Origin of the sequence: Vreelandella halophila (assembly GCF_019903425.1) — a bacterium.
Lineage (GTDB): Bacteria > Pseudomonadota > Gammaproteobacteria > Pseudomonadales > Oleiphilaceae > Halospina > Halospina halophila.
This window is the reverse complement of record NZ_JACHUZ010000012.1, coordinates 309,771-333,072: the sequence shown is the minus strand read 5'-3', so window position 1 is coordinate 333,072 and position 23,302 is coordinate 309,771. Positions and strand designations below refer to the sequence as shown.

At 62.6% G+C, this 23,302-nt stretch carries 28 protein-coding genes; 11 read left to right on the top strand and 17 right to left on the bottom strand.

Annotated features, from left to right (window positions below):
- Nucleotides 1-19: 19 nt before the first annotated feature.
- Together H4I92_RS04110 and H4I92_RS04105 are read right to left on the bottom strand one after the other, a co-directional pair.
- Nucleotides 20-313, bottom strand: a complete 294-nt coding sequence (locus H4I92_RS04110) for a hypothetical protein (RefSeq protein ID WP_077529387.1) — start codon at nucleotides 311-313, stop codon at nucleotides 20-22.
- The gene (locus H4I92_RS04105) at nucleotides 313-849 is read right to left on the bottom strand and encodes a hypothetical protein (RefSeq protein WP_077529386.1); all 537 of its coding nucleotides are present in this window, start codon (nucleotides 847-849) and stop codon (nucleotides 313-315) included. Before H4I92_RS04105 ends, H4I92_RS04110 begins: the two co-directional genes overlap by 1 nt.
- Before the next feature lie 271 nt (nucleotides 850-1,120).
- On the opposite strand from H4I92_RS04105, the gene H4I92_RS04100 reads away from it, so the two are divergent.
- Nucleotides 1,121-2,008 carry a restriction endonuclease gene (locus tag H4I92_RS04100; protein ID WP_077529385.1) on the top strand — a complete coding sequence of 296 codons (888 nt, stop codon included), beginning with the start codon at nucleotides 1,121-1,123 and terminating at the stop codon, nucleotides 2,006-2,008.
- Between the two features lie 101 nt (nucleotides 2,009-2,109).
- Here the strand turns inward: H4I92_RS04100 and H4I92_RS04095 are convergent, their stop codons facing one another.
- The 6 genes from H4I92_RS04095 to H4I92_RS04070 form a co-directional block, all read right to left on the bottom strand.
- On the bottom strand, nucleotides 2,110-2,304 hold the full coding sequence (locus H4I92_RS04095) for a hypothetical protein (protein WP_143512596.1): 195 nt from the start codon (nucleotides 2,302-2,304) through the stop codon (nucleotides 2,110-2,112).
- 98 nt (nucleotides 2,305-2,402) lie between these two features.
- On the bottom strand, nucleotides 2,403-2,849 hold the full coding sequence (locus H4I92_RS04090) for an SRPBCC family protein (RefSeq protein ID WP_077529384.1): 447 nt from the start codon (nucleotides 2,847-2,849) through the stop codon (nucleotides 2,403-2,405).
- Nucleotides 2,850-2,940: 91 nt separating this feature from the next.
- Nucleotides 2,941-3,213 (bottom strand): hypothetical protein, encoded by a 273-nt coding sequence (locus H4I92_RS04085; RefSeq protein WP_077529383.1) that lies wholly within the window; start codon nucleotides 3,211-3,213, stop codon nucleotides 2,941-2,943.
- 90 nt (nucleotides 3,214-3,303) lie between these two features.
- Nucleotides 3,304-4,113: a sterol desaturase family protein gene (locus H4I92_RS04080; protein WP_077529382.1), complete on the bottom strand. Its 810-nt coding sequence runs from the start codon at nucleotides 4,111-4,113 to the stop codon at nucleotides 3,304-3,306.
- A gap of 5 nt (nucleotides 4,114-4,118) precedes the next feature.
- Nucleotides 4,119-4,697 carry a hypothetical protein gene (locus tag H4I92_RS04075; RefSeq protein WP_077529381.1) on the bottom strand — a complete coding sequence of 193 codons (579 nt, stop codon included), beginning with the start codon at nucleotides 4,695-4,697 and terminating at the stop codon, nucleotides 4,119-4,121.
- A 61-nt stretch (nucleotides 4,698-4,758) separates the two neighbouring features.
- The gene (locus H4I92_RS04070; RefSeq protein WP_077529416.1) at nucleotides 4,759-4,995 is read right to left on the bottom strand and encodes a DUF5062 family protein; all 237 of its coding nucleotides are present in this window, start codon (nucleotides 4,993-4,995) and stop codon (nucleotides 4,759-4,761) included.
- 220 nt (nucleotides 4,996-5,215) lie between these two features.
- Here H4I92_RS04070 and H4I92_RS04065 point away from each other — a divergent pair, with 220 nt between their 5' ends.
- Complete coding sequence (locus H4I92_RS04065) at nucleotides 5,216-5,908, top strand: SIMPL domain-containing protein (protein WP_077529380.1); 693 nt, start codon at nucleotides 5,216-5,218, stop codon at nucleotides 5,906-5,908.
- Nucleotides 5,909-5,947: 39 nt separating this feature from the next.
- Nucleotides 5,948-7,489: a cryptochrome/photolyase family protein gene (locus H4I92_RS04060; protein ID WP_077529379.1), complete on the top strand. Its 1,542-nt coding sequence runs from the start codon at nucleotides 5,948-5,950 to the stop codon at nucleotides 7,487-7,489.
- 18 nt (nucleotides 7,490-7,507) lie between these two features.
- Here H4I92_RS04060 and H4I92_RS04055 read toward each other — a convergent pair whose 3' ends face one another.
- The gene (locus tag H4I92_RS04055; RefSeq protein WP_077529378.1) at nucleotides 7,508-9,040 is read right to left on the bottom strand and encodes an FAD-binding domain-containing protein; all 1,533 of its coding nucleotides are present in this window, start codon (nucleotides 9,038-9,040) and stop codon (nucleotides 7,508-7,510) included.
- Nucleotides 9,037-9,189, bottom strand: coding sequence for a DUF2256 domain-containing protein (locus tag H4I92_RS04050; RefSeq protein WP_077529377.1), 153 nt, complete (start codon nucleotides 9,187-9,189; stop codon nucleotides 9,037-9,039). Before H4I92_RS04050 ends, H4I92_RS04055 begins: the two co-directional genes overlap by 4 nt.
- A gap of 110 nt (nucleotides 9,190-9,299) precedes the next feature.
- Between H4I92_RS04050 and H4I92_RS04045 the strand changes: the two genes are divergently transcribed.
- Nucleotides 9,300-9,812 (top strand): shikimate kinase, encoded by a 513-nt coding sequence (locus H4I92_RS04045; RefSeq protein ID WP_077529376.1) that lies wholly within the window; start codon nucleotides 9,300-9,302, stop codon nucleotides 9,810-9,812.
- Between the two features lie 11 nt (nucleotides 9,813-9,823).
- Here the strand turns inward: H4I92_RS04045 and mutY are convergent, their stop codons facing one another.
- Nucleotides 9,824-10,864, bottom strand: coding sequence for an A/G-specific adenine glycosylase (gene mutY, locus H4I92_RS04040; protein WP_077529375.1), 1,041 nt, complete (start codon nucleotides 10,862-10,864; stop codon nucleotides 9,824-9,826).
- Between the two features lie 2 nt (nucleotides 10,865-10,866).
- Entirely contained in the window at nucleotides 10,867-13,032 is a 2,166-nt protein-coding gene (locus H4I92_RS04035; protein WP_077529374.1) for an AsmA family protein, read from the bottom strand.
- A 157-nt stretch (nucleotides 13,033-13,189) separates the two neighbouring features.
- On the opposite strand from H4I92_RS04035, the gene H4I92_RS04030 reads away from it, so the two are divergent.
- From H4I92_RS04030 to hisF, 5 genes are all read left to right on the top strand, one after another.
- A complete protein-coding gene (locus tag H4I92_RS04030) occupies nucleotides 13,190-13,660 on the top strand; it encodes an SRPBCC family protein (protein ID WP_077529373.1) in 471 nt (156 codons plus the stop codon).
- A gap of 64 nt (nucleotides 13,661-13,724) precedes the next feature.
- Nucleotides 13,725-14,318: an imidazoleglycerol-phosphate dehydratase HisB gene (gene hisB / locus H4I92_RS04025; RefSeq protein ID WP_077529415.1), complete on the top strand. Its 594-nt coding sequence runs from the start codon at nucleotides 13,725-13,727 to the stop codon at nucleotides 14,316-14,318.
- Between the two features lies 1 nt (nucleotide 14,319).
- Nucleotides 14,320-14,961 carry an imidazole glycerol phosphate synthase subunit HisH gene (gene hisH / locus H4I92_RS04020; RefSeq protein ID WP_077529372.1) on the top strand — a complete coding sequence of 214 codons (642 nt, stop codon included), beginning with the start codon at nucleotides 14,320-14,322 and terminating at the stop codon, nucleotides 14,959-14,961.
- A complete protein-coding gene (gene hisA / locus H4I92_RS04015; protein WP_077529371.1) occupies nucleotides 14,961-15,701 on the top strand; it encodes a 1-(5-phosphoribosyl)-5-[(5-phosphoribosylamino)methylideneamino]imidazole-4-carboxamide isomerase in 741 nt (246 codons plus the stop codon). The genes hisH and hisA overlap by 1 nt, the downstream gene beginning before the upstream one ends.
- The gene (gene hisF, locus H4I92_RS04010; protein WP_077529370.1) at nucleotides 15,698-16,468 is read left to right on the top strand and encodes an imidazole glycerol phosphate synthase subunit HisF; all 771 of its coding nucleotides are present in this window, start codon (nucleotides 15,698-15,700) and stop codon (nucleotides 16,466-16,468) included. The genes hisA and hisF overlap by 4 nt, the downstream gene beginning before the upstream one ends.
- Nucleotides 16,469-16,544: 76 nt before the next feature.
- Here the strand turns inward: hisF and H4I92_RS04005 are convergent, their stop codons facing one another.
- Genes H4I92_RS04005 through gpmI form a run of 4 tightly spaced genes read right to left on the bottom strand, consistent with a single transcriptional unit; the run spans nucleotide 16,545 to nucleotide 21,489 of the window.
- Complete coding sequence (locus H4I92_RS04005) at nucleotides 16,545-17,342, bottom strand: divergent polysaccharide deacetylase family protein (protein ID WP_077529369.1); 798 nt, start codon at nucleotides 17,340-17,342, stop codon at nucleotides 16,545-16,547.
- Nucleotides 17,343-17,349: 7 nt separating this feature from the next.
- Entirely contained in the window at nucleotides 17,350-18,783 is a 1,434-nt protein-coding gene (locus H4I92_RS04000) for a S41 family peptidase (RefSeq protein ID WP_077529368.1), read from the bottom strand.
- A gap of 17 nt (nucleotides 18,784-18,800) precedes the next feature.
- Nucleotides 18,801-19,937 carry a murein hydrolase activator EnvC family protein gene (locus H4I92_RS03995; protein WP_077529367.1) on the bottom strand — a complete coding sequence of 379 codons (1,137 nt, stop codon included), beginning with the start codon at nucleotides 19,935-19,937 and terminating at the stop codon, nucleotides 18,801-18,803.
- Between the two features lies 1 nt (nucleotide 19,938).
- The gene (gene gpmI / locus H4I92_RS03990; protein ID WP_077529366.1) at nucleotides 19,939-21,489 is read right to left on the bottom strand and encodes a 2,3-bisphosphoglycerate-independent phosphoglycerate mutase; all 1,551 of its coding nucleotides are present in this window, start codon (nucleotides 21,487-21,489) and stop codon (nucleotides 19,939-19,941) included.
- A 154-nt stretch (nucleotides 21,490-21,643) separates the two neighbouring features.
- Between gpmI and H4I92_RS03985 the strand changes: the two genes are divergently transcribed.
- On the top strand, nucleotides 21,644-22,060 hold the full coding sequence (locus H4I92_RS03985; protein ID WP_218668131.1) for a rhodanese-like domain-containing protein: 417 nt from the start codon (nucleotides 21,644-21,646) through the stop codon (nucleotides 22,058-22,060).
- Between the two features lie 69 nt (nucleotides 22,061-22,129).
- The gene (gene secB, locus H4I92_RS03980; protein WP_077529365.1) at nucleotides 22,130-22,642 is read left to right on the top strand and encodes a protein-export chaperone SecB; all 513 of its coding nucleotides are present in this window, start codon (nucleotides 22,130-22,132) and stop codon (nucleotides 22,640-22,642) included.
- Here secB and H4I92_RS03975 read toward each other — a convergent pair whose 3' ends face one another.
- On the bottom strand, nucleotides 22,643-23,302 hold the full coding sequence (locus H4I92_RS03975) for a DUF3047 domain-containing protein (protein WP_077529364.1): 660 nt from the start codon (nucleotides 23,300-23,302) through the stop codon (nucleotides 22,643-22,645).

Sequence of the window (23,302 nt, the reverse complement as noted above, 5' to 3'; positions counted from 1 at the left end):
TGCAGTTGCTTGAGGGGTATTACGCCCCGTCACCGCCTGAATCGGTACCGAACTCGCGCTTCAACTCATCCGCCAGCAGATCTGCCAGATTTGCTGCCTTGTTGAGCAGCGCCGCCTGCGCTTCCTGCCGGTAACCGTACTCCGGCGTATTGCCTTCGCCTTGTAGCACCATGGCATCGAGATCCGCGCCCATACCTTGTGAGGCCCCGGTGGCGAGACGTACATCCTCAGCGAGTCTGAGCAGCGCCTCGTGCCGGGTCTCAATGCCAGGCAGATCCAGCCTGGGGCGGGCGGCTTCATAGCGGGTTTCCATTACGCGTCCTCCGTCTGGTCGCTACGTTCAACGTGTATTTCAGGTCCAGAGACCACGAGCCGTGAATCATCGGCAAAGGTCCACACCGTGCGCTCGCCTTGCCAGTCCTGATCCACTCCTGCATCGCTGTCCGCCAGCAGAGCTGCGTGCTCCGCATCGACAGCGCTGGCAGCAGTCGCCTCTGCCTCCGTACTGGCAACAGCGAGGTGCCGCACCATTTCCGTTAGCGCGAACACAGACAGGCCCTGGTGCCGCCCCGTCTCTGCCGGTGACAACCCGGCCCGCTTGCGCAGATACATGAGCTGTTCCAGCAATCGCCAGTGCTCCGTCACAGGAAAGCCCACAGCACGTTGTGTGCGGCAATCGGCCCCGCCTATGGCGTACCAGTCCACTACGGGGTCGGTCCAGCCCACCAGTGTTTCAGTGTCAGCAAATGTTAGCTCTGCGTGAGCGTCCAGGTAGGCGCGAGGCGTCCAGTCTTTCGCGTCAGCGGTCGTAATCTGGCCGGATTCGTCGCGGTAGTAGATGCGTTGCATCGTTGTTTCCCCCTCAAAGTCGCATCGGGATTGCGGGGGTATTTTTGGGGGTAGGTCTGCCGTTTTCGTTAGGTGTTTTCCAATTAAATCAGCAACCTATAAGACGGAAGTGGTGCCGCCTCCGGGCACCACCAAATTGAAAAGACTCAGCCCGCCTTGTGCGGGCTTTGTTGTGTCTGGGGACCCTCAAGTGTTCCACAGCGCGCAGCTCAGCTAGAACAGCGTGGTACATAGCGACGCTTACCCATAGGCCGCCAAGAAACTGATTGCGATGTCCCGGCGTAGAGGAAGACCCAGCGACTTCGACCTAGCGAAACTGATTGTAGGGACAATCTTTCTGCTGTCGCTTGTTTATACCGGGAGTCTGAAAGGGGCATTGCAGCTTGGCACTGCCGTTCTTCTAATTGGTGGTGGCCTTGTAGTTGCAGGTCTATTCATTCTGAAAAGCAGGCGTCAGGCTATCGCCACGCCAGCAAGATCCTCCCGGCGACCCTACGTAAAGCATCATACTGATGATCCGCCCATCTCTGGTCTGGATCAGGAAGTTGATCGGCAATCCCACCGCCCCGTAGATACCGAAGCTGAGAAACCCACCGAATGGTCCCATGAACTCATTCAGAGCCTGGATTGGAAGCGCTTTGAAGAGCTTTGTGCTGCCTACTTCGAAGCAAAAGGAAGAAAGGCCACAGTTACCGACCTCGGAGCAGACGGAGGTATCGATGTACTGCTGTATGGGGAGAGCGATCCTGAAAAGGTTCTGGGAATCGTTCAGTGCAAAGCGTGGCGTGAAAAGCCAGTAGGCGTAAAAGAAATCCGCGAACTGCTTGGGCTGATGACCGATAAAGGCTGTCCGCTGGGAGTCTACATAACCACGTCAGGTTACACCCCGGACGCCAAAGCATTCGCGGAAGGAAAACATATCAAGCTCATGGATACCGGGCAGCTCCTGCAATTGATACAGGAACTGCCACCAGAGAGCCAAACCGCACTGCTTCAGAAAACCACGGAAGGCGATTACACTACGCCCTCCTGCCCAAATTGCGGCACAAAGCTGGTCTCACGTACATCTCGCAAGGGTAAAAACGCTGGGCAGTTCTTCTGGGGGTGTCCCAATTTCCCTGGTTGCCGGTATACGATGCCTTTTGGGAAGTTGACCTAACTATCCAGGGCTGAATACTTGGGAGGTATTCTACAAGGGCCCTGAGGTGCTCTGGTGACAGATGCGCACAGCGCATCGTCAGCTTTATTCTGGGCATACCATCAATTGGCTCTATCTGAGCGTGGAGCATTTAACAGCTTTTCAGCTCCCATCCCCACCGCGCCACCGGCCAAAAGTACGCCTGTTGCAGCTATCCAGGACCAGAAATAGAGCCCAACCAGAAGAGCTGCTATAAACGTTATACTGAAAATGAGCTGACTGGAGATATAACCCAATACGGGGTGAGTCTTTTTCATGGAATTCGGCCACTCCTCGTTTCTGGGCTTGTTTTGGCTTATTGGCAGATGCTTTCGAGATTTTTGTTTCTGGGTGTTTGGATTTTAGGATGCCGCTCTCAATCGCCTGCGGTCAGCTTCCGATCAATCGCCTTCAAAAGACTACCAAACGCCTTGGTCCCAGCCTTAGCGGCAACTGGAGACAGAACCCTACCCAACACCGGAATCCGGATCCGGAACACAGACGTCCAGGTAACCCTGGTCCCCTGCTCGGTCTCTTCCAGCCTGATTTGCCCGCTCTCATGCTCAATGGGCGGCCGTGAGCGCAGAATCCGGTAGTCCATGCTTGTGGGTCGGTGGAAGTTGCTGATCTCCTCCTCGAACCAGACCGCGCCCAGGTCAATCCGGCGTACGGCTCCGTTGCCGTTTCGCTCTTCGGTACCTTCCTTCACAAGCCAGGAATCCCGGATGCCGTCGAACTGCTTGTAGTTGGCGTGATCACTCAGCAGATCAAATACCTGCTCAATGGGGGCGTTGATGGTGCGTTCCACGACGATCGTCTGCATGGTTTGGGACCTTGGGAGGGGTAATTAAAGGGAAATGTCGATGGCCCGCGCTGATAGGCAGGCGGCCCATCGGTACTGACGGCGTCAGCGTTTACCAGTCGGAGTCGCCAGCGTGTTCGTCGCTTTCTTCTGATTCAGCTTCCTCGCCGGCGTGTTCGTCGGATTCGGATTTTTTGTCTTCCTTGGACTTTTTATCGTCCCTGGACTTGGCTTCATCTCCGGCATGCTCGTCTTCGGCATGTTCTTCGGAGTGAGCTTCGTCACCCGCGTGTTCGTCTCCGTAATTGGACGCGAGAGCCTGGCCCCCGAATGCAAGACCTGCCAGAACCGCCAGTACTGTTGCGATGGATTGGAAACGTTTCATTCTTTCTTCTCCTTGTTGATGGAACCTGCCTGCCAGCGTACACCTTGGACTCTTGAGAAGTGCGCTTCTACAGTCAAGTACTTATGAAGTTTACGTCGTTGAGCCTCGCTCCGGATCATCCTGGTTGTGGTTGCGCCGGGTGAACGGCTCAGCCAGCCAGGTGGCGAAGGAGAGGTAATCGTCCCGCCCCTCGGCCAGGCCGAGCTCCCGCATCTCCGTTTCATCCGGCTCCTTGTAGGTGTCGAAGAGGTGATCCCAGATGATGAAGATGGTGGCGAAGTTGGCATCGCCTGTGCGCCGGGAGACCGTGTGATGGCTGGTGTGGAAGCGGGGCGTGACGATGAACAGGCGCAGGATCCGCTCCCAGCGATCCGGAAAATCGATGTTCGAGTGGTGGAACTGGCTGGCCAGGCTGACCGAGATCTCGAAGGCCGCGAATGCAACCAGACTCGGGCCCCAAACGGCAATCCAGACCAGTTTGACGAAGAAGGAGATGAAGAGTTCGCCGGGGTGAAAGCGCAGTGCCGTCGTGACGTCCACATGAGTATCCACGTGGTGCACCTTGTGGAACCGCCAGAGCAGGCCGACTCGGTGATTGAAGCGGTGCCACCAGTAGTCGAACATGTCCAGCACGATGATGGTCGCAACGATCCCCCCGAACCCGCTGTAACCAAGCATGGGGGCCAGCCCCCAGCCCTGGCTGGCAATGTATTCCGTCCAGTAGAGGAAGGGCGCCAGGATGATCAGCTTGAGCACCACGGTGTTGAACACGGCCATGGCCGCGTGCATTCTCAGGCGTTGCCCGCGTGGTTCCTGCCAGGGCCGTTTGGCGGCGAGCCCCTCGATCAGGAAGAACAGCGCAAAACCGCCAAGGAAGATGGGTAGCTTCAGCTCGTCCATAGTCGCTACCTGAGCAGGTTGATCCGGTCATCCACGAAGTTGTACCGCGGCTGCTGTACCCATTCGCCGTGCTTGTGCACGGGCAGCTTGTGAACGTTTTCCTCGTACACCACCAGCTCGCCGTCATGGACCTGCAGCCAGAAGTCCAGGTCATAGGTCTTGTAGGGATCGCCAATCTCCGCAAAGTTGGTGCACGCGAAGTAGTGGCCATCGCCCATGGTGCGCACCGGGTCGTGGATCTTCTGGAACCGAAGCTCCAGCGTCTGGCTGGTGCGCGGGTCCGTGATCTCGAAGACGCCGGGGTTGCCCATCTGGGTGCGGTTCTCGATGTGCTCGCGCATCGCGGCCTTGATCTCTTCAGCAGTGAAGGACTCCGGGTCCCGCTCCTTGGTCTGGGCCTGGTCGCGATTTTCCTCCTCGGCGTCCGTCTGCTCCGGGGTGGGCTCAGACGCCTGATCCGTGGAGGTCTGCTCGCCACTGCCGTCCGGTTCACCGCCGCATCGGGCCAGCAGCACCAGGATGAGGATGATGGGGAGGGCGATCAGTCCCTTGTGAAGCAGCCACTTGATTCGTTCACTCTGCATGGGTCGTTTCCTGTTCCTATCCTCTACCGACTCTATACGTTCGGTGGGCGCCTTCCGTGCACTACTTGAGCTTGGAGGCCCAGATCGCCAGCTTGTGCTTCATGGCCTTCTGTGAGATCTGGTCTTCCGGGATCGGCTGGATAACGTTGTCGTGCACGAGGAGCCGGTAGATGTATTCGATCTTCGCCTCCTGGGAGTCCGTGGCCTCAAACTCCACCACGCCCCGGTTCTCGCCGTACTTCATGCCTTCCTCAATGGCTTTTTTGACCATTTCCTTTTCGTTCTTCATTTTCTTCATGGTCACCTCATCGGATATGTGCCTGAATCCACTGTAACGCCCTGGCTGAACACCGGCCAGCGGCCACGGGCGGATGTTCCTGGTTTTCTGGTGCATAATGCGGGTTCAACCCGGGAGTTGCGTTATCCATGTATATTCTGGACATTGAAGCCAGCGGCCTTGGCCTGTCTGAAGTGGTCCGGTCCGTGGTTGGTCAGCAGTGATTCCATAAGGAGGGGATATGCGTAGCCCATTGATGATGATTGCGGCACTGGCTGTACTGGCCGGCTGCAGCGACAAGGATGCGGATGAGCCGCATCGGGTTGAGGTCAGCGGCACGGGCGAGATCAGCCTGCCGGCGGAGCTGGCGGATCTGCACCTGGGGTTCGGGGTAACGGCGGATGGTACCCACGAGGCAAGTGAGCGCCTGCGGGCGAAGGTGAATCCACTGGTCGAGAAACTGCGGGGTTCACTGCCGGATGGGGCTGAACTCCAGGCCCGTACCCTGGCGGTTGCACCGCAGTATCGCTGGGACGAGGGGGAACAGAGCCTGGAAGGTTACAAGGCTACTCGAAGCATTCAGCTGATGGCGTTGCCGGTTGCGGAACTGGGGGAATGGACAGCACGGCTTTCGGAGAAGGGCCCCCAGCGGCTTTCCGTCAGCAATTTCCGGCTCCGGGAGGGTGATACGGCCGAACAGCAGGCGCTGGCCCGGGCGTTTCAAAGCGCGCGCCGGCGGGCTCAGGCACTGGCGGACAGCGCCGGTCGTGAGCTGGGACAGACGCTTTCCATTCAGGAGCAGCAGGTGTCCCAGCCTGGCCCGCGCCGGATGATGGCGGCGGATACACGCGAGGGAGCGCAGGAAGCGGACGACTTTGAGGCGGGCAGTGTGCAGGCCAGAGCTGATGTGCGTGTGACCTTCGCTCTGGAATAAGGGGCGAACCAGGGGACGATACACAGCGTATCGCCTCACATGGCAAACCAAACACCCCGCAATCTAATCCTGATCCTCGGCGATCAGCTCACTCCTTCGCTGCCTTCCCTGGTGGAGGCCGACCCCGGGCGTGACCACGTCCTGATGGCGGAGGTTGCGGAAGAGGCCGGCTATACCAACCACCACAAGCAGAAGCTGGTGCTGATCTTCAGTGCCATGCGCCATTTCGCGGCCGAGCTTGAGCAGGCGGGTTGGTGTGTTCATTACCACGCGTTCGATCCGGACAGTGCCTGTGAAAGCCTCGGGGATGTGGTCCGGTCTTCGGCGGAATCACTGGGTGCCGAAGGGGTCGTTGCCACCGAATGCGGTGAGTGGCGGCTCGACCATGCAATGCGCCAGTGGGAACTACCCGCGCCGCTGAGCATCCGCTCCGATAACCGGTTCTTCGCCACGGTTGACCGCTTCCAGAAGTGGAGCCGGAACCGCAAGCAGTGGCGCATGGAATACTTCTACCGGGAACTCCGCCGAGAGACCGGCCTGCTGATAACTGCCGATGGCCAGCCCGAGGGTGGCGAATGGAACCTGGATGCGGACAACCGCAAGAAGTGGAAGGGCGACCCGCCCGCGCCGCCGCCGTTCCGGGTTGAGCCGGATGCAACCACTGAAGGGGTGATTGCGGAGGTTGAGTCCAACCTGGGCGGGCACGTCGGGCGCACGGATTCCTTCGGCTGGGCCGTGACGCGGGCGGACGCGCTCAGGGCGCTGGATCATTTCCTGGCGCACCGTCTGCCCTGGTTCGGTGACTTCCAGGACGCCATGGCGGATGACGAGCCGAACCTGTTCCACGCGCTGCTTTCGCCTTACCTCAACATTGGGCTGCTGCTACCGAGGGAAGTCTGCGAGGCGGCAGAGGCCGAGTACCACGCGGGCCGCGCGCCCCTGAATGCCGTCGAGGGTTTCATCCGCCAGATCCTTGGGTGGCGCGAGTTCGTGCGCGGGCTTTACTGGACGCTGATGCCCGGTTACGCGGCGGAGAACCGGCTCGGCAACACGCGCCCACTCCCCTGGTTCTATTGGACCGGTGATACCCGGATGCGCTGCATGGCGAAGGCCATCGGCAATACCCTGGAGCACGCCTACGCCCACCACATCCAGCGGCTGATGGTCACGGGTAACTTCGCGCTGCTTGCCGGCGTCCATCCGGAGGCCATCTGCGACTGGTATCTGGGCGTCTACGCGGATGCCTTCGACTGGGTGGAGCGGCCCAATACCCAGGGCATGGTGATGCACGCGGATGGCGGCATCCTCGGCTCCAAGCCCTACGCGGCCAGCGGCAAGTACATCCACCGAATGTCCGACCACTGCCGCCACTGCGCCTACAACGTAAACGACACCACCGGGCCGGACGCCTGCCCCTTCAACAGCCTCTACTGGCACTTCATTCATCGGCATCGCGAGCAATTCCAGAGCAATCCCCGCATGGGCATGATCTATCGCAACTGGGACGGTCAGGGCGAGGAGAAGCGCGGCGCGGTGCTGGCGAAGGCGGAAGAGGTCCTGATCAATATCGAAGATCTGTAGCAGGCAGTGGCCCGCCTCTTACTGGAAAAGATCCATCTGCCCGTTATTGCCTGAGCCGGACTGGCGCCTTGAGGGGCTTGTGGACTGCCGGTTCCGGCCGCGTGTAGCCCGGCTGCCATGGCGCTCCAGAACCAGGTCCGTGACTTCCCTGCGAACGTGCTGTTGCCGCCAGGCCTTGATGTGCGCCCGGGCGCGGCGGGCCGCTTCCTCGTGATCAATCAAGGGCAGGGGGTAGGCGCCGGCGCCGAGACGGCTGCGTTGCGTGGACGACAGGCCCCAGGGCGTGTGGAGCCACTCGTTCGGGACGTCGGCCAGTTCCGGAACCCAGGCCCGGATGAAGCGGCCCTCCGGGTCCAGCTTGTGGGACTGGAGCACCGGGTTGTAGATGCGCAGGGCGTTGATGCCGGTCAGGCCGGACTGCATCTGCGCCTGGGGGTAGTGGATGCCGGGCTCGTAGTCTGTGAACAGGCGCGCCAGGTGCAGCGCCGGCTCCCGCCAGTGCTGGTGCAGGTGGTAGCTGGCCACCGCCATGAGCATGGCCCGCATCCGGAAGTTGATCCAGCCGCTGTGGTGCAGGGCCCGCATGCAGGCGTCCACCAGTGGCCAGCCAGTAGTACCCTCACGCCAGCGCTCGAGCGCTTCCGGCCAGTCGCCGGGGTTGCGCAGTCCTTCCAGGTCCGGGTGGATGGTCTGGAGCTCAATGGCCGGTTCGTCTTCCAGTTTCTGGATGAAGTGACAGTGCCAGTGCAGGCGTGAGCGGAACGCCTTGAGGCTTCGCCTTTGGGCGCCGGAGGTTTCCGGGTCTGCGGTGGTAGCCCGGCACTGCTGGACGATCCGCCGAACGGAGACCGTGCCGTGGGCAATATGCGGGCTCAGGCGCGAGCTCGCCTCCCAGGCCGTAACGGGGCTGGAGATGCGCTTCTCGTACCCCCGACTTCGCTGCTCGAGGAAATCCGCGAGCAGGGTCTGGCCCTGGCTTATGCCGCCGCGCTGGCGACCGGGGCAGGGCCGCTGATCGCAAAAGGCCGGTGCCGTCAGCGACTCAAGGGCGCGAGGATCGGCTGTGAATGCCGGGGTGAGGCGTGGAGGCGTTGGGTAAGCGGATGCCTCCATGACCCGGCGCCAGGCCTGATCCCAGTGGTCGCGGTCATGCGGGCCACGAACCACGCCGAACTGGCGGTATTCCCGCCACTGGATGCCCTGTTGCCGACACCAGAGGGCCACGGCGCGGTCGCGCTGGAAGGTCCAGTCGTTGCCGGTCTCCTCGTGGCTCACAAGCCGGGTGAACCCGGTTTCTTCCCGGAGTCTGTGCAGGACAGTGGTTACCTCGCCGTAACGCACGGTCAGCGGTGCGCCTAGGTCACGCAGCGTCGCATCCAGGTCGAACAATGAATCGTGCATGAAGGCCCATTGGCGTTCACTGGTGTCCAGCAGCTGCCAGTAATCCGGCTCCACCACGTAAAGCGGAATTACGTCGTCGGCCGCGGCGTCATGCAGTGGCCCATGGTCGTCCACCCGCAGGTCGCGCTTGAACCAGACAACCGTCGTCATCGCAGCACCTCCTGCGGGTGCCGCTTGTGGCGACGGCAGCGTTCACTGCAGTAGATGACCTGGTCCCAGCAGCGGGCCCACTTGCGACGCCACTTGAATGGGCGCCCGCAGACCGGGCAGTTTTTTTCGGGCAGTGGTTTATGACCCATGTTCCAGCATACGCCTGCTTGCCGGTGCTGGACTGCTCGCGGGGTGGGTCCATACCGGGGCTTCATTGCGTATCATAGGGGAAATGCCACAAGTACCGGGTAACCGCTTAATGAATGAATCGAAGACCAATATCGCGTTGATCGGCATGCCAGGGTCGGGCAAGAGCACGGTGGGCGTGCTCCTGGCCAAGGCCAGCGGCCGGGACTTCGTGGATACGGACCTGCTGATCCAGAGTCGTGCGGGGGCCACCCTGCAGACCATTGTGGATGAGAACGGCTATGAGGCGCTGCGCGAGGTGGAGGAGCAGGTGCTGCTGTCGCTGGATCTTTCCAACCACGTGATCGCGACCGGCGGCAGTGTGGTCTACACCGAATCCGGTATGGCGCATCTGAAAACCAGCAGCGTGGTGGTTTTCCTGGATGTTTCCCTAGAGACCGTGCGTGAGCGTATCGGGGACTACAGCCTGCGGGGTATTTCCAAGCGGCCGGACCAGAGCATCGAGGATCTGTTTGATGAGCGCCTGGATCTGTACCGGCGTTACGCCGACATTGCCATCACCTGTGATGGCTGCTCCATGGAGCAGGTGTGTGAGTCGGTGATGGCGGCACTGCCGAGCGCCTGAGGTGTTCGGGTTCAGCTAAGGAGGCGGCGTATCGGGGCGGGCAGCCCCGCCTCGAGGGCACTCTCCCGGTGGAGCCACGCGCGGCTGCGGTCATTCTGGAGCGCCCGGGTACTGATGGCGGTGAGCCGCACCGGCCGGATCCACAGATGGTAGTGGCTGAAGGTGTGCCGGAAGGGTTCCTGTGTTTCGGGTTCGGATGTTTCCAGCCCGAGTGAGGTCTCGCAGTGTTCCGGCAGCTCTTCCGGCTGCAGCGCGGGATCGGCTTCTGGGAAGCTCATCAGGCCGCCCCAGATACCACTGGGCGGGCGCTGCTCCAGCAGGATCCGGCCCTCTCCGTCCTCAATCACCAGCATCCAGACGCTTTTCTCCGGCTTTTCCTTTTTCGGCTTGCTGCCGGGGTAGGCCTCCGGGTTGTTGCGTGCATAGGCCAGGCAGCCCTCGCGTACCGGGCAGGCGGCACAGCCTGGGCGGCGCCGGGTGCAGACCATGGCGCCGAGGTCCATGATGGCCTGTGTGTAGGCTTGGATGCGTTCGTCCGGGGTATGCGCCTCGGCATGCTCCCAGAGTTCATTGGCAATCGCCGTGCGCCCGGGCCAGCCCTCCACCGCGTGGTAACGGGCCAGTACCCGCTTGGCGTTGCCATCCAGAATGGCGGCACGCTGGCCATGGGCCTGGGCGACAATGGCGGCGGCGGTGGAGCGGCCGATGCCGGGCAGCTGCTGGATTGCGTCCTGTCCTTCCGGAAACGCACCATCGTGCTGCTCCACAATGGTGATCGCGGCCTTGTGCAGGTTGCGCGCCCGGGCGTAGTAACCGAGCCCGGACCAGTAACCCATCACCTCATCCGTGCTGGCGGCGGCCAGGTCCTCGACTGTGGGGAAGCGCTCCATGAAGCGTTCGAAGTAGGGAATGACAGTAGTGACCTGGGTCTGCTGCAGCATGATCTCCGAGACCCAGATCCGGTAAGCGGATGGGTCCCGGTGCCAGGGCAGGTTCTTGCGCCCGTGCTGGTCGTACCACTGCAGCAGCTGTTCGGCGAACCAGTCGGTCATGATCAGTTGAACAGGTTCCGGATCCGGTCCCGTGTGTCCTCGTCCACGCGTTCCTTGATTGCCTTCTCGACGCGTTCGCGTGCCTTGTCCTTGGCCTCTTCCTTCTTGCGGTCGATCTCCTGGCGGGCCATGGACTCAAGCACATCGCCAAAGCGGCTGCTGTCGAAGCCGCAGAGCCCTGCCGGGTCATCCCCGAAGCCACCCTCGCAGCGGACCGGGATCACGACGTTCTGGACGCGCTCGTTCACACGGCAGGCCTGGTCGCGGTGGACCTCACCCACAATCCGCAGGCCCAGGCGGTAGTCCAGCATGGATTCAATCAGGTTCACCACGCCGTCGCCCTCAAGGCGCAGGCCAGCGAGGTCGGCGGTCAGGTTCTCGTTCTCCAGTACACCGCTGTTGATGGTGAAATTGCCGCTCATGTCGTTGAAGGGCGTCTTGTTGCCCCAGTCATCCACGCTCAGGGATTCGCCGTGTACCCGGCTGATGCTCTGGCAGGCCATGCGCGTCATGTTGACCTTCTCGATGGCGCCTTCCTCGATCCGGAAGTCAGCCTTGCCGTTCGAGTTCTCGAGCAGGGCGTTGATGCTGTTGCCCTGGGAGGTGCCGTTGGCGTTCAGGTTCACGCTGCCGGAGAGCAGATCCATTTCCGCCAGGTCCATCAGCAGGGGCTGGGTCTGGACACCGGAGAGCTTCTTGTCGAACTGCCATTGCGGGTTGTCTGTGCGGGCATCCAGCGACGCCGTCATGTTGAAGCCGCCGTCATAGAGCTTGGCACTGAGCTCGTCCAGTGACAGGCGCCCCTCGCTGCCTGTGACCTTTACCAGCAGATCGGTCAGGGTCAGGTTGCTGGCCACCAGTTCCCCGAGGCCGAGCTCAATGTCCAGATTAAGGCCGCGCAGCGTCTCCAGCGGCAGCAGGTCGGCATCGCCTGAGCCGGCTGTCTGGCTCCCGGAGTCTTCTGCCGGCGCGTTTTCCTCCTCGTCCTCGGCTTTAGGCGGCAGGTAGCGGTCCAGGTCAAAGCGGTTGCCCTGGAGATCCACAAGGATCGCCTGGTTTTCCAGTCCATAGCCGAGTTCGCCCTTGAATTCGGTCTCGTCCAGCTGGAAGCGGGTGTCCTTGAGCCGGACCATGCCCTCGCGGGTGGCCAGGGTGGCCTCGAAGCCGGCCTGGTCGAGAACCTCGCTGTCACGTGTCTCGATGGCGGGTTGGCCGAGTCGCTCCAGCAGGGTCCGCGGAGAGAAATCGGCCAGCTTCAGGTCGCCACTGACGTCGGGTTTGGCATTGAAGCCCTGGATGTTCAGATTGGAAGTGACCTCCAGGTTCTCCAGGCTGGCCACCAGGTCGCTCACGCTGGCGGTTTCTGCCTCCAGGTCCGCGCTGGCGGACCCGCTCAGCCCGGCGCTGACCGTTTCCCCGTTGAAGGGCGCGCCGGCCAGGGTGAAGTCGCCCTCAAGGCCGCTCATGCTGAACTGCTTCAGGTTCTGGGCGGCATTGAGCTGCATGGCCAGGGTGCCGTCCACATCCAGCTCCGGCTCATTGAGGGAGACACTGAAACCCAGCTCCAGAGGGAAGTCCTGCCCCAGGGCAATGTCACTTGCATCCAGGCTGGCATTGCTGAGCTGGAAGGACTGGCCGGACTGGCGGTTCTCGAAGTTCACCTGGGCATTGCTGATGCGTACTTCCTGAACATTGAAGCTGATCAGTTCACTGCCCGAGTCATCGGTCAGGGTCTGTTGCGTCTCGTCGGCCGCGGCTTCTTCTTCCTGAGTCTTTTCCGCCTCCGGCATGACCCGGGTCCAGTTACCGGTGCCGTCCTCGTCCATCACAAGATTGGCGCGGAAGCCGTCCAGCTGGAAGGTGTGGACGGCGGGGGTCATCGTGATCAGCGACCACAGGTCAACGCTTGCCACCAGTTCATCCAGCGCGACGAACTCCTTGCCCTCCAGGGAAGCTTCCACATCCGCAACCGAGAGCCCCAGGGGGATGAAGGACCATTGGATGTCGCCATTAAGCCTGAGTTCCAGGTTGGTGTTGTCCGCGGCGGCCTGTTCGATGTGGCCCTTATAGTCGTTCGGGTCGATGACCATCATGGCCGTGCCCACGGCAGCGACAAGCAGGATGACCAGTGCGACAATGACGATGAATGCGATGCGGAGGGCTTTCATTCTGCTTTCCCTGACAGTGGCTTCAGACAATCAAGGTAACGCATGGCTGGGGCTTGAGGAACCACTGAGTAACGCGCTGCCTTGACCGGGCGCGGGGAATTGGAGAAGGTGCGCAGACCTTAAACAATGCTTCATGAACAACGACAGGAACGGAACCATGTCCATTACGGTAGCCATTGAGATCCAGCGCGAATTCACGCTGGATGGCGATTACGATGCGGTTTTTGAGCTGCTGGCCGACGTGCCGCGCTCGGTGTCCTACTTTCCGAAAGTGCACGAGCTGACGGATCTGGGGGACAACACCTACCGCTGGGAAATGGAAAAGGTCGGTGTGGACAAGTACAGCATCCAGACCGTTTATGCCTGCCGTTACGAGGCGGACCGCGACCGCGGCGTGATCGAATGGACCCCGGTGCGAGGGGAGGGCAACGGCCTGGTTGGTGGCCGCTGGGATCTGCATGATGCCGGCGAAGGCCAGACCGCGCTTACCTTTCAGACTGAAGCGGAGCTGAACCTTCCGCTGCCGGGGCTGCTCAAGATGGCGATCTCCCCGGTGATCAAGCACGAGTTCAACAGCTTCGTTGATACCTACATCGACAACCTCAAGAACGCGTTCCGCAGCGCCTGAGACGCTGAAAAGGGGCGCGTATTCGGGCTATAATGGCGGTTTTGCACGCCAGTGGATGAATGACATGGCTGATCGGACGGCGCGCGTTGAGCGCGATACCCTCGAAACACGGATCTCGGTAAGCCTGAACCTGGACGGAACCGGGCAGGCGGAATTCGATACAGGTGTGCCCTTTCTCGAGCACATGATGGAGCAGATCGCCCGTCACGGCCTGGTGGACCTGAACGTCCAGGCCAGTGGTGATCTGGCGATTGATGACCACCACACCGTCGAGGACATCGGCATCACCCTGGGTCAGGCACTGGCCAAGGCAGTGGGCGACAAGAAGGGCATCAACCGTTACGGCCACGCCTATGTGCCGCTGGACGAGGCGCTGTCGCGGGTGGTTCTGGATCTCTCCGGCCGCCCGGGGCTGACCATGGAGGTGCCGTTCACACGCCCGCGGGTGGGAAACTTCGATGTGGACCTGTTCGAGGAGTTTTTCCGTGGCTTCGTGAACCACGCCATGGTCACCCTCCACATCGACAACCTGCGCGGCACGAACAGCCACCACCAGATCGAGACGGTGTTCAAGGCCTTCGGCCGAGCCCTGCGCATGGCGGTGGAAGAGGATGAGCGCGCCGCCGGCGCCATGCCCTCGACCAAGGGATCGCTCTGAGATGCAGGAAGTCGCGATCATTGACTACGGCATGGGCAACCTGCACTCGGTGGGTAAGGCCATTGAGCGGGTGGCGCCGGAAGTGCGCGTCTCCATTACGGACCAGTATGAGCGGGTGCGCGCGGCGGACCGGGTGATCCTGCCGGGCGTTGGCGCCATGCGGGACTGCATGGCCGAGATCCGCCGCCTGGGGGTGGATGACTGGGTGCGCGAAGTGGTGGAGCAGAAGCCACTGCTGGGGATCTGTGTGGGCATGCAGGCGCTGATGGCGGCCAGCGAGGAGAACGAGGGGACCGAGGGGATCGGCATGCTGCCGGCCAGCGTCCGTTTCTTCGGCCATGACCTGCGCGAGGACGGGCAGCGCCTGAAGGTGCCGCACATGGGCTGGAACCAGGTGTTCCAGACGGCTGCACCGGCACTGTGGCGTGACATTGCCGATGGCACCCGCTTCTACTTCGTGCACAGCTATTACGTGGAGGCCGAGGGCAACGCTAATCTTGCCGGTCGTTGCCATTACGGCGTTGACCTGGCCGCGGCGGTGGCGGCACCCAACCTGTTCGCGGTGCAGTTCCACCCGGAAAAGAGCCATGACGCCGGACTCAAGCTTCTTCGCAACTTCATTGATTGGGACGGTTCTCTCTGATGCTGATCATACCCGCCATCGACCTCAAGGACGGTGAATGCGTCCGGCTGCGGCAGGGCCGCATGGAGGATTCCACGGTCTTCTCACGGGATCCGGTGGAGGTCGCCGGACGCTGGGTGGAGGCCGGTGCCCGCCGCCTGCACCTGGTGGACCTGAACGGCGCCTTTGAGGGCAAGCCGGTCAACGACGGAATCATCCGCGCCATCGCGCGCCAATACCCGGATCTACCGATACAGATCGGCGGCGGCATTCGCTCGCGCGAGGTGGTCGAGGCCTACCTGGATGCGGGCGTGCAGTGGGTCATTATCGGCACCCAGGCCGTGCGCGATCCGGATTTCGTGACGGCCATGTGCCACGCGCACCCGGGCCGTATCATCGTGGGTCTGGATGCCCGCGACGGGATGGTGGCCACCGAGGGCTGGGCGGAGACCTCCAGCGTTGAGGCCACGACCCTGGCCCAGCGCTTCGCCAACGATGGCGTGGACGCCATCGTCTACACCGACATTGCCCGTGACGGCATGATGGAAGGCGTGAACGTGGACGCCACCCGTCGGCTGGCGGAATCCACCTCCATTCCGGTGATCGCCTCCGGCGGTGTCTCCAGCATGGTGGATGTGCGGGCCCTGGCGCAGGTGGCCAGTTCCGGCATCGCCGGCGCCATCACGGGCCGTGCCATCTATGAGGGCACACTGGATCTGACCGAGGCCCAGCGCTACTGCGATTCGGTGGCCTCGTCATGAGCCTGGCACGCCGCATCATTCCCTGCCTGGATGTGGACAAGGGCCGCGTTGTGAAGGGCGTGAATTTCGTCGAGATCCGCGATGCCGGGGACCCGGTCGAGATCGCGCGGCGCTACAACGAGGCCGGGGCCGACGAGATTACCTTCCTGGACATCACAGCCAGCCATGAGAGCCGGGACACCACCTATGAAACGGTGGAGCGCATGGCTGGCGAGGTCTTCATCCCGCTGACCGTGGGCGGCGGCGTGCGCCACGTGGGGCATATCCGCAACCTGCTCAATGCCGGGGCGGACAAGGTCAGCATCAACACCGCCGCCGTGCATCATCCCGAGTTCGTGCGTGAGGCCGCCGAGCGCTTCGGCTCCCAGTGCATTGTGGTGGCTATTGATGCCAAGCGCGTCAGTGGCGAGGGCGAGACGCCGCGCTACGAGATATTCACCCACGGTGGCCGCAATGCCACGGGGCTGGACGCGGTTGAGTGGGCCAAGCGGATGGCGGACTACGGCGCTGGCGAGATCCTGCTGACCAGCATGGACCGGGATGGTACCAAGAGTGGTTTTGACCTGGGTCTGACCCGGGCCATCAGTGATGCGGTGCCCGTTCCGGTGATCGCCTCAGGTGGTGTGGGCAACCTGCAGCACCTGGTGGACGGCGTTCTGGAAGGGGGCGCCGATGCGGTCCTGGCCGCGTCCATCTTCCACTTCGGTGAGTACACCATCGCCGAGGCGAAGGATTACATGCGCGATCACGGCATTGTCATGCGTTAAAGCCCTTCTGGCGCTGAATTTCTGCGCTTGATGCGCCTTGAACTTCAGTGCCAGAAGGGCGTTAACCTGTAACTGGTTACTCCTGTTTCTGGACCAGTCGTGGATTCGGCAGATTCCGCAGTAGTGGCTGGTTTTCGTGGCGCATGGACCATAGCCGGCTGACTGTCGCAATGGCATAGCCGTGCCTGTCCAGCTCCGGGAGCACCGCCTCTAGATAGTCCAGCGTTTCCTCATACGGGTGGGCGATACCGATGGCGGTGCCATTCTCCCGTGCCTTCCTGAGCAGAAGCCGGAACTGCTGGTGGATGCTGGCCTGATCCCGCTTGTTGTCCAGGAAGACGTCCCGGCTCATGACGGGCACGTCCTTTGACAGCGCGGTGGTTGCCGCAACGGTGGCCGCCGTGGTGCGGCTGTCGATGAACAGCAGATCCCGCCCGGCCAGTTCGTCCATGACCCAGCCCATGGGCTCCTCAACCTGCGTGAGCAGGCTGCCCATATGGTTGTTGACACCGGTTGCTCCTGGTACCGAGGCCAGTGCGCTGCGCAGCGTGGTCTGGACTTCCCGGCGGGACATGTCAGCCGCCAGCCCGCCCGGCCCAAGACCGATGCGGGCCTCATTGGCCATGGGTGCGTGGAGTATGACCTCCTTGCCATTGCTGGCCGCGGCTCTGGCCTGTTCACGGGTATAGGGACGGTGGGGCAGGAAGGCCAGTGTCAGCGGCTGGTCCATTGCCAGCAGCCGTGCCCCGGCCTTCTGGTTGAGGCCGAGGTCATCGATAATGATGGCAATGGTCGGAGGCGGGCCCTGGGCAGCTGTGCTGCCTGGGCCCAGAAGCAGCAGTGCGCTGAGTGCAAGGCTGAGCGTGAACCGCATGCCTGTGTCAGTCCGCCTCGCCATTGTCCCCCTCGGACTCCGCTTCCGGGACCTTGCCCTGCTCCGGGGTGAGGATCCGCATGCCCTTGAGCAGGTTCAGTGCCGAGCGCAGCTGGTAGTCCAGGCGCTGGGCCTCTTCCTCTTTCTCGTCGCTGCTGGTGTCATCCGACTCCCCGGCCTGGCCGTTCTCAAGGTGGCCAGGCAGGTCTGCCTCGCTGAACCGACGGCCGGATTCCACATCACGCAGTTCCGCCGGCCGTACTTCGATGTCCGGCTCGATGCCCTTGGCCTGAATGGAGCGGCCATCCGGGGTGTAGTAGCGTGCCGTGGTGAGCTTGATGCCGTGGTTGTCGCCCAGCGGCATGACGGTCTGAACCGAGCCCTTGCCGAAGGACTTGGTGCCCATGATCACGGCACGGCGCTGGTCCTGGAGCGCGCCGGCAAGGATTTCCGAGGCCGAGGCCGATCCGGAATTGATCAGGGCCACAATAGGCACGTTTTCGGCAATGCCGCCGGCGCTGGCCTCAAAGCTCAGCTGGCTGCTCTCGACCCGGCCCTTGGTGTACACGATCCGCCCCTCATCGATCAGCGAATCCGCCACGTCCACTGCAGCCTCAAGCACGCCGCCAGGGTTGTTCCGGAGATCGAGCACCACGCCCTCCAGCTCTTTGCCGTGCTCCTTCACCAGCGCCTCATAGGCTGTCTTGAACTCCTGGCCGGTGTTCTGTTGGAACTGGCTGATGCGGATATAGCCGTAGCCGGGCTCCAGCATGCGTGAGCGAACGCTGTCCACCTCGATAATGGCCCGCTCAATAGTCACCTCAATGGGGCTGCTCTCTCCGTCACGGCCTATGCTCAGGGTGATCTCGGAGCCCGGCTCGCCACGCATCTCCTTGACCGCTTCCTCCAGGCTCATGCCTTTCACCGGCGCGCCGTCGATTTCGATGATCAGATCCCCTGCCTCGATGCCGGCCTCCTGCGCGGGGGTGCCATCGATCGGAGCGATGACCCTGACAAAGCCATCCTCCATGCCGACCTCAATACCCAGACCGCCAAACTCCCCGGAGGTGCTTTCCTCCAGCTGGGAGAAGGCCTCGGGTTCCAGGTAGGCGGAGTGGGGATCAAGCCCCGAAAGCATGCCATCGATGGCCTTGTTCAGGAGTTCTTTGTCGCTGACCTCCTCAACGTAGCCGCGCTTGATGCGCTCAAACACTTCGGTGAACTTGCGTAGTTCGTCCAGTGGCAGCTGTTTCTCCGGGTCCGCAAGCTGGACTTCCAGCTCGCTGGTCTGACCGTCCACGGGCGGTTCTTTATCGATGTTCCGGGTGGGGGTGTCGTCATCCCCCTCCATGGGCTCGGCCGCGACGCCGGGGAGGGCGGTCAGCGTCAGCGCCAGGCTGAGGGCGAGGGTGGTGACGGGGTTCCGGGAGCTGTATCGCATGGGCGCTGCGTTCCTGTTCAGTGCTTTTCGAGCCAGGCTTCGGGATTTTCCGGCTGGCCGTTATGGCGTATCTCAAAGTAAAGACCAGACTGGGAACGCCCGCCACTGTTGCCGGTGCGGGCGATGGTCTCGCCGGCCTGTACCCATTCCCCGGCCGAATGGCTCAGGGTATCGTTGTTTCCGTACAGGCTCATGAAGCCGTCGCCATGATCTATGATGATCATGAGACCGAACCCGCGCAACCAGTTGGCGAAGACAACGCGACCGTAGTGGACGGCTGTTACGGGCGTGCCCTTGTCCGCGCGGATGCGGATGCCATTGGCCTGCATGCCACTGTTACCGACCGCATCCCCGAAGTGGTTGCTGACGGTTCCTTCCAGTGGCCACGGCAGTCTAGCACGCAGTTCGGAAAATGGCCGGACATCCTCCGGGGCTTCGATGTTTGAGATGGACGCTGCCATTTCCTCCAGGAGTTCCTCAAGCCGCTCACGGTCCTCGCGCAGGGAGGCCAGACGGTTTTCGCGCTCACTGATGCGCTGGCGCAGTTCCGCCAGGCGCTGCCCGCGCTCTTTGCGGCGCTGCTGCAGCTCATCGCGCTGCTCGCGGGCCTGCTCGCGCTTTGAAGCCAGCTGTTCGCGCGTTGCCTGCGTCTCCTTCCGGTTGCGCTCAAGCGCCTCCATGGTATCCGCCAGGTCCGCCAGCTGCTGGCGGGTGTAATTGCCCAGGCGCTGGTGCCACTCCAGCAGACGTGCGGCCTCGCCGGGGTCCTGCTGGGAAAGGAACAGCCGCAGGGCAGCCTGGTCGCCCTGGCGCCAGGCGGAACGGACGACTTCCCTGAGAGTTTCCCGGCCGCGCTCGGCTTCTGCTTCCAGCTCCTGGTTGCGCTGTTCCAGTTCCGCAAGCTCATCATCCAGCCCGGCTATCTCCGAGTTGAGCTCGTTGAGGCGTTGCTGGCTGCGCGCGACGGCCTCCTCGGCCTCCCGCAGACGGGTCAGGTGGGCATCCTCGTCGGCGCGGGCATCCTCGAGCCAGCGGGATACGGACTCGATGGCCTGTTTGACCTCATCCAGGCGCTCGCGGGCAGCCTGCTCATCCTCCTGTGCCGGAGCCGCGAGCGCCGTCCCGAGCAGCATCGCCAGAACGACGCGGCGCATCTCAGGCTCCGGGCTGGATCAGCGTCTGGCCGGTCATTTCTGCGGGCTGCTGCTGGTCCAGAAGGTTCAGCAGCGACGGGGCTATGTCGCACAGCGCACCCCCATCACGCAGGCTGATCTTCCGGTCACCGACATATACCAGCGGCACGGGCAGGGTGGTATGGGCTGTGTGCGGCTGGCCGGTTCCCGGGTCGCGCATCTGTTCGCAGTTGCCGTGGTCGGCGGTCACCAGGGCCTGGCCGCCATTGGCCTTCAGGGCTTCCAGTACCCGCCCGACGCTTTCATCCACCGCTTCGGCCGCCTTGCTTGCCGCCTCGATGCTGCCGGTGTGCCCGACCATGTCGCCGTTGGCGTAGTTGCAGATCACCAGGTCGTACTGGCCGCTGTTGATGGCCTCGACCAGCCGGTCCGTGACTTCCGGGGCACTCATTTCCGGCTGCATGTCATAGGTGGCCACCTTGGGGGAGGGCACCAGGATACGGTCCTCGCCCGGGAAGGGTTCCTCGCGGCCGCCGTTGAAGAAGAAGGTGACGTGGGCGTATTTCTCCGTCTCCGCTATGCGCAGCTGCTTCAGGCCCTGGTTGCTGGCGTATTCGCCCAGCATGTTGGGCAGGGACTCGGGCGGATAGGCGCAGCTGGTGTCCAGGTTGGCCTCGTATTCCGTAAGCATGACGAAGTCGGACAGGCGCGGTTCGCTGCGGCGGTTGAACCCAGTGAAGTCCTGGTCCACGAAGGCGTGCGCCAGCTGGCGGGCACGGTCGGCGCGGAAGTTCATGAACAGGACCGCATCGCCATCATCGATGGTGACCGGGGATTCGTCTTCCGCGGCAATTACACTGGCCGCTACGAATTCGTCGTCTTCACCCCGCTCGTAGGCGGCTTCCAGCGCGGCAACCGCAGAGTCGAAACGGTGCTCCGCCTCGCCCAGGGTGAGCAGGTTGTAGGCTTTTTCGATGCGGTCCCAGTTGTTGTCCCGGTCCATGGCGAAGTAACGGCCGACGACGGAGGCCACGCGACCGACGCCCGCTTCGCACAGCAGCCGATCCGCCTTTTCCAGGGATTCGCGGGCGCTGCGCGGCGGTGTATCGCGACCGTCCAGGAAGGCATGGATATAGACGTAGCGCGCGCCCTGTTCCATGGCCATGCGGCAGGCGGCGAACAGGTGCTCTTCGTGGCTGTGAACGCCGCCGGGCGAGAGCAGGCCGATCACGTGAACAGCCCCGTCGGCCGCGATGGCGCTGCGGATGGCGCCGCCGAGCACCGGGTTCTCCGCCAGGGTACCGTTCTCGATGTCACGGCTGATGCGGGTGAGACTCTGGTAGACAACGCGGCCGGCGCCCAGGTTCATATGGCCGACCTCGGAGTTGCCCATCTGGCCTTCGGGCAGGCCCACCGCCAGGCCGCTGGTATTGAGCAGCGTGCGCGGGCATTCCGCCCAGAGCCGATCCCAGACCGGGGTATGGGCAAGGCTGACGGCGTTGTCATCGGTGGGCTCACGCTGGCCCCAGCCGTCCATGATGATGAGCGCGGTTGTCTGAGGTCTGTCACTCATGTGTTCGGGTTCCGGGTTGCCTCGAAAGGGTCTGATTCTAACCTGATTACGGGTGCCCCGGCCATTGGCGCACCTGTCGTCGCTGCCGGGCCCTGTGTATAATCGCCGCTGAACGAACAGGGCCGTTATGGCCCGGACACAGGTGTGGCGGAGAATGATCCAACAGCTATTTGAGTTTGTCGTCAATCACTGGATGCTGGTCAGTGCCTTCTTTGCGCTGCTGCTGGCGCTTTTCTGGGTGGAAAGCAGCCGGGCCGGGCGCAAGGTAGGGCCGCAGGAGGCGGTTCTCATGCTTAACCGTGACGAGGCCGTGGTGGTCGATGTCCGTGAGAAGAAAGAGTTTTCCGAGGGCCATATCCGTGGCGCGGAGCATATTCCCATGGCGAAGCTTAAGGAAAGTGGGAACCAGCTCCGGAAACACAAGGACAAACTGATTATCCTCGTGGACAAGGCGGGCCAGCATTCAGGCATGGCCGTGAAGGAGGTTCCCAACCGTGAGGAGCTCCAGTTGGCACGGCTGACCGGCGGCATGATGGAGTGGCGTAACGCCAACCTCCCGGTCACCAAGTGAATGCGCCGGTGACGCGGCGGGCCGGGGTTGCCGGCCCGTGCAGCAGTAACACTAGATAGGAATAACGCAATGGCCGAGAACAATGATACACAGGCTGGCGCCGCGGGCGGCCAGCAGGGCGACGAGAACCAGCCGCAGTTCGCGCTTCAGCGCGTCTACATCAAGGACAGCTCTTTCGAGTCACCCAACACGCCGACCATCTTCCAGGAGCAATGGAAGCCAGAGGTCACCATGGACCTCAATACCAGCCATACCGCGCTGGGGGAAGGCCAGTATGAAGTGGTGCTGCAGCTGACGCTGACGGCGAAGATCGGCGAGAAGACTGCCTACATCGTGGAAGTACAGCAGGCTGGCATCTTCGTGGTGCGCAATTTCGACGAAAGCCGCCAGGGCCAGATGCTGGGCGCCTACTGCCCCAACGTGCTCTTCCCCTATGCCCGGGAGTCCGTGGATACGCTGGTGACCAAGGGCAGCTTCCCGCCCCTGATGCTGGCGCCGGTCAACTTCGACGCCATCTACCAGCAGGCGCTGGAACGCCGCCGCCAGGAACAGGCCGGCGAAGCGGAGCAGCAGAACCACTGACTATCGGTCAGCGGCAGAGCCCGACCTCAGGCGGATCCGCCCATACCAGGCGCGGGTGCTGCCTCCGTGGTTGTCGCAGTCGGTCATGATGGCCAGGGCCGTGAGCTCTTCCGGTACCTCGCCGTGGTGGCGCCTGAAGTCTTCCCGCAGGTCCCGGGTGACGGTCTGCCATTTGGCACCGTCCTCGGGCGGCCCCGAGTTCACCGCCACCATCCGGGCCCGTGACTGGAAGGGGTTCTGCCAGCTGCTGCCTTCCGGCTCCCCGCTGGCCCAGACGTAGTTGAGGGCCCGTGTCTTCCAGCGCAGCCAGGTGGGTTTGTGGACAGCGTAGATGCGGGCTGGGAAATCGTCGCCTTCCTGGGTTTGCTCGTCGATATCGCTGTAGACGGAGTCCACCCGCCAGCGCCACTCGATGATGCGCGTCTCGCTGAGGTCAATGGGTTCCTCCAGGTACAGCCCTGATGCGGAGTCGCCGCTGCAGGTGGCGCGGACGGCCTTGCGGCCATCAACGGTGACCAGCTCGTAGTCTGTCTCGCCGGTGAAGCTGTGGTGCTCCCACTCGGCGATGGCTTCGGGCGGGAAAACGCGCTCGGCCAGACTGTGGGCACTGAGGACACAGAGCCCCAGAAGAGCCAGCGCCTTGGCACGAGGGGCGGGCAT